General features: G+C 61.5%; 6 protein-coding genes and 1 pseudogene. 6 read left to right on the top strand and 1 reads right to left on the bottom strand.

Going from position 1 to position 5,049, the window contains the following annotated elements:
• The 3 genes from VMR39_RS05120 to VMR39_RS30425 all read left to right on the top strand — a co-directional run.
• A partial coding sequence (locus VMR39_RS05120) for an OmpP1/FadL family transporter (RefSeq protein WP_325414930.1) occupies positions 1-951 on the top strand: 951 nt, incomplete at its 5' end.
• Between the two features lie 209 nt (positions 952-1,160).
• On the top strand, positions 1,161-1,562 hold the full coding sequence (locus tag VMR39_RS05115; RefSeq protein WP_325414929.1) for a fatty acid desaturase: 402 nt from the start codon (positions 1,161-1,163) through the stop codon (positions 1,560-1,562).
• A gap of 244 nt (positions 1,563-1,806) precedes the next feature.
• Complete coding sequence (locus tag VMR39_RS30425; RefSeq protein ID WP_325414928.1) at positions 1,807-1,989, top strand: transposase; 183 nt, start codon at positions 1,807-1,809, stop codon at positions 1,987-1,989.
• 77 nt (positions 1,990-2,066) lie between these two features.
• Here the strand turns inward: VMR39_RS30425 and VMR39_RS05105 are convergent.
• Positions 2,067-2,444: pseudogene (locus VMR39_RS05105) on the bottom strand (replication initiator protein A); the annotation flags it as partial.
• A gap of 317 nt (positions 2,445-2,761) precedes the next feature.
• Between VMR39_RS05105 and VMR39_RS05100 the strand changes: the two are divergent.
• The 3 genes from VMR39_RS05100 to VMR39_RS05090 form a co-directional block, all read left to right on the top strand.
• Positions 2,762-3,352 (top strand): recombinase family protein, encoded by a 591-nt coding sequence (locus VMR39_RS05100; protein WP_037508635.1) that lies wholly within the window; start codon positions 2,762-2,764, stop codon positions 3,350-3,352.
• A 167-nt stretch (positions 3,353-3,519) separates the two neighbouring features.
• Positions 3,520-4,152 (top strand): sigma-70 family RNA polymerase sigma factor, encoded by a 633-nt coding sequence (locus VMR39_RS05095; RefSeq protein WP_037508634.1) that lies wholly within the window; start codon positions 3,520-3,522, stop codon positions 4,150-4,152.
• Between the two features lie 142 nt (positions 4,153-4,294).
• On the top strand, positions 4,295-5,049 hold a 755-nt coding region (locus VMR39_RS05090; protein WP_325414927.1), incomplete at its 3' end, for an MlaE family ABC transporter permease.

Below are 5,049 nucleotides of genomic sequence, written 5' to 3'. Positions count from 1 at the left end.
ACCAATACCACCGACACGGGCCTGCGAAACTTCTCTCGCATGCTGACGCTGCGGATTCCGGTTTCAGCCGCCTACCAGGTGACGGACAGGCTTGCGGTCGGCGGCTCGCTGGACGTGGTCTGGACCTCGATGAACGTGGGGCTGCTCCTCGACACATCACAGATCGGGACGCTCGCCGCCCAACAGCGCCTGTCCGGGTCGCTGGTGCCGACCCTGCTCGGCATTCCCCAGCTCTCGGGTGGCTATTTGAACTTCACCAACCACAGCATCGTCGGCGGAGCGGCCGAGGGTTGGGGCATCGGCGGCAAGCTCGGCGCGACCTATCAGGTATCGCGCAGAACGCGGTTGGGCATCGTCTATAGTTTTAAGACCTCGGTCAGCGATCTCACCGGCCACTCGACGCTTACCGCGGTGAGTGCGGTGGCCGGCAACATCCCGCTCAGCGGGAAGGTGCGGGTGCGCGATTTCCAGGGCCCCGCGCAATTCACGGCGGGCGTGTTCCATGAGTTCTCGGACAGGCTCTCCGTGGCGGTCGACTATCAGCGCGTGTTCTGGGGAAGCGCGATGAAGAATGTCTCGGTGGGTTTCAAGGACGACGCTTCGGGCGCCGACATCAATCTGTCCTTTCCGACCAACTACCGGGACACCAATGTGGTCGGCGTGGGTGTGCAATATCGACTGACCCCGCGCTTCGCGGTGCGGGGCGGCTTTCACTATGCGGACGAGCCCACCCCGGGCCACGGGGTGTTGGCGATCATCCCGTCCACACCGACCACCAACATCACGGGCGGCGGTTCCTGGGCGCTCGGCAAGAACAGTGCCCTCGATTTCGCTTTGACCTATGCCTTTCCCAAGAGCGTGTCCAATGACGGGCCTCCCAACACGGCCGCGCCGATCGAAGCGACGCATAGCCAGATCGCGGCCTCGATCGCCTTCCGGAAGCACTTCTGAGAGTCCTCTCTGATTGGGGCTGTTGAAGTCAACTCCTGTCGGCTTTTCCGGTTCATCGCACGGGTCACGCGCTTCTCTTCGCGGTCGGCGCTGTGGCCGCCGCATGATGGGGTCAGGAGAGCAAGGCGTCTCAATCTGTTTCACGACCTTGCGGGGATTGGCGCTGCAGGTTGGGGGCTCTCAACGAGATCACCTCGCCCATCGTCCCCGTGGACGATCCGGATTTCGCCCTCTCGGGCAAAAATTTGTTCTGCGTATGCCTCAGATCCTTCTTTCAGGGTTATGCCGCCAACGCGGCAGGCTCCTTGCCGAAGCGGAACTCGGTGGCATCGGCCCACTTGCGATGCAGGCCCTATATGGCGACGACCATGCGGTTCGGGCTCGAATGGCTGCTGACCCCCCTGCTGGTCTATCAGAACTATCACCTGATCCATCACCTTTATCCGGAGATACCCTTCTACCGGATGCACAAGGCCTATTACCTGCGCTACGATGAGATCAACGCGCAGGACATTCCGCGGCAGACTGCATTTGGGCTGGCACCGGAAAATATCGAATCGCACCGGGCATTCCGGCGGATGAAGGATGCGATAGCGGTTCCTGCCGAGTAGGAACGACTCTAGACAGCGTAGTTTTAAGGCGGCGCTATATCAACTTTGCCGGCCGCATGGTGTTCATAGTCAACAAGCTTCCGATCATGCTGGTAAATCTCGGTGGCGCACCCAGCTCGTCACCGTGGCAATTGTGGCCCGCTCGAGTTTGGCTTGTCCGTAAGCGGAGCCCTGACCCCACCTTGCGGTCGTAGGAAGCAGCGCCGAGTCTCCGCGCCCTGACGGACTGGGGTGCGCTGCTACTATGATGATCACGAGTGATGATCCTGTGAGCAAGGGCGCGCAGCGGTTTGAGGTATTCACGGGCGCGGGCAAGCGACGGGACTGGCCGCCTGAGGTAAAGGCCTCGATTGTCGCCGAGTGTTACGTAGGTGAAGGTGTCAGCGCCGTCGCGCGCCGTCACGGGTTGGATCCGTCGCAAGTCTAGGCCTGGCGACGGGATTTGCGGAAGCAGTTCGAGGCTGACGGTCGTCTTCCGGCAACACCTCGTTCGGAAGCGCCGGTCTTCGTGCCCTGTAGCCGTTCCAGCGCGTCCGACAGGCGCGTATAGGAGCGGGCCGAGCCGTTGACGCCGGTGACGTGGAATAGGTCGTGAGCGGTAAAATAGAAGTCCTGGGAGACGTCCACGCCGGCCTCCAGCTTCGCCACCATGAGGCTCGCGATGTAAAGCAACACCTCTTTGTCGTAGATCGTCGCAACGCCCTTCGCGGTGGCGACGATCTCGATCGAAACCGCGTCGGTCTTGTAGGCGAGCGGCTTGGTCCACTTACCCTTGCCCAACGCAAAGAACGGGAACGCCATCAGCGACCGTTCGCCGCGAACCTCCTTCAACAGCGGGCTATCGAGCGAAAACAGGTCGCCCTGTTGGATAGGCAAGCTCATGTGGTCCGCAGCCCCATCGGGTTCCGGCCGGTTGTCGAAAGCACGAAGATTAGGGCTGCTGCCCGGTGGCGCTCCCCTGTGATGGCCGATTTTACGGTCAAAGTTCGTGCTTTCGATAACCGGACGACGGCGTTGGCATCGCCATTCGTGCTTTCGGAAACCGACGGACGGGACAGCCCCCGCGGCCTTCTCACAAACGATCGATTATGAAGCGGGACCATGTGAGAAAGCATAGCAGGCGTGCAGCACGTATCAAAACACTTTCTCGATTGAGCTGGCTCGTGATAGGTGCGGACGGTAAGTTTTGAGAATAACCCATGCTGATTGGCTACGCCCGCGTCTCGACGCCCGAACAGGATCTAACACCTCAGCTCGACGCGCTCCGCGCGGTGGGTTGCGAGCGTACATTCACCGACAAGGCTAGTGGGTCCAATGCCAATCGTGCCGGCCTAGCTGAAGCCCTCTCGCATGCGCGCTCCGGCGACATACTGGTAATCTGGAAACTGGATCGGCTAGGTCGAACATCCAAGGGATTAATCGATCTCTCAATCGAGCTGGAGATGCGCGACATTGGTCTGCGCTCGATAACCGACGGTATCGACACGTCAGGAACGGCTGGCAAGTTCGTGTTCCGCATTCTCGCTGCATTAGCTGAAATGGAGCGTGATCTCATTCGCGAGCGCACTACAGCCGCACTGATAGCCGCAAGGCGCGAGGGGAGGGTCGGTGGGAGAAAGACAGTGATGACCTCCAAGCGTATTGAAGCAGCTCGAAGGCTGTTCGCGTCGGGGATGACGGTGCGCGAAGTCGCGCCGGCAATCGGCGTATCGGTCCCTACGCTCTACCGGCATTTTCCGGCGTCTGCGCAGGATGCAATCGGCGCGGAGAAGAAAGGCGACGATGCCTAAAAGAGATCTTTGCCGATCTTCGGCCGTATCAATCTTACTCTATAGCGGGCACAGCTCCGATCGCCCGGGACGGGACGAACCGGGCTCGAAGCATTCTAGCCGGCAACATTCCCGCCTTGCGTACCCTATATCACCTGAGGGCAGGAAAAGCCTGTCCGGAGAACAAGATGCCGCCCGAGGTGCCCGTCCATGCTTCCCCAGTCGCCATGCCCGACGATCATTTCGGAGCGGCACTGATCGAGCAGACGGCCGCGCTCAGCGCTTATGCCCGGCGGCTGACCGCGGGCGGTGCGGACGCCGACGACCTCTTGCAGGATACCCTGCTACGCTGCTGGAGCGCGCGGGCCAGCTTCGCGGCCGGGACGAGCCTGATTGCCTGGGCTCGAACCGTGATGAAGAACAACTTCCTCACCGGTCGTCGTCGCGCCCGCTTTCAGGCGGACCTTCCCGAGGAGGCGCGCGACCGGATGCTGAAGGTGGACGAGACCCAGAGCCTCGCCATCTGGCTGCGGGATGCGGATTGGGCGCTCGGCGAACTGCCGCCCCATCAGCGCGAGGCGGTGCTGCTGGCGAGCCAGGGCGCGTCGATCGAAGAGGCCGCGATGCGGCTCGGCGTTACCACAGGAACGGTCAAAAGTCGCATAGCGCGGGGCCGCACTCGGCTGCGCGCGCTCATCGAGGAGCGATCGACGCCGCTGTTGGCGGACAGAGACGGCCGGGACGAGGCCGCACCAGCGGCCGATCGGTCTGCCAGACCGAGAAAGAAGAAACGGGACTGGCGGGGCGTAAAGATCGGATAACTCTGTTTGTTGACATGGGGGAGGGCGGGGGATCTTTAAAGATTTTAGGCGACAAGGACATGACGACATGATTAGTTCCATAAGTTGCTCATTCTGGGCTTGTTCCTCGATGATTAGCGTTTAGGGGAGATATCGGTTTTTGATGAGCGTGCCGGGCCACAACCCCCCCTTTGAAGTCGGCGTCGAGTCCGCACGTTACGAGCTGCGCCAGTCTGGCGAAGGGCTCTGCCTTGCGATTGGCGGCGACTGGACCGCATTCGGACTGGGCAACCTGCCAACGGAAATCATGCGGTCGCTCACCGAAGGTTCCCGGCCCAAAGCGCTGGACGTTCAGAGCCTCGGTCACGTGGACAGTGCGGGTGCCTTGGCACTCGTCGAAGCGCTCGGCTCAACAGCGCCGCTGGAGGCCAGTGATCGTCAGGATCTTCGCCGGCTCGCGGATCTGGTGGGCGCACCGTCCGAAGCCCGCCAGGTTACCGAGCCCGCAGCCTCCGCCATTAACACGTTCTTTGCTCGTATCGGCAGGCAGGTTGAAAGATTCATAGGCCAAATCTGGGCGGTGATGGATTTCCAAGGGCGCCTGGTTGTCGCGCTAGGCCGGCACCTCAGGAACCCGAAGCGCTTGCGCCTGACACCGCTTTTCAGCGTGATGGAGCAGGCGGGCATCAATGCAATTCCGATCGTGATGATGATGTGCTTCTTCATCGGTGCGATCGTGGCGCTTGTCGGCGCCAACCTGCTTTCGACGTTTGGCGTTTCCGCCTTCACCGTGGAGCTGGTCGGCGTAGCCATCTTGCGAGAGTTCGGGGCGGTCATCGCCGCAATCCTGTTTGCCGGCCGGTCCGCTTCTGCTTTCGCGGCGGAGATCGGCGCAATGCGCATGAACCAGGAAGTCGA

This window comes from Sphingobium sp., from assembly GCF_035511395.1.
In the GTDB taxonomy this organism is placed as follows: domain Bacteria; phylum Pseudomonadota; class Alphaproteobacteria; order Sphingomonadales; family Sphingomonadaceae; genus Sphingobium.
The sequence above is the reverse complement of the archived record's forward strand: the minus strand, read 5'-3'. Positions and strand labels throughout refer to the sequence as shown.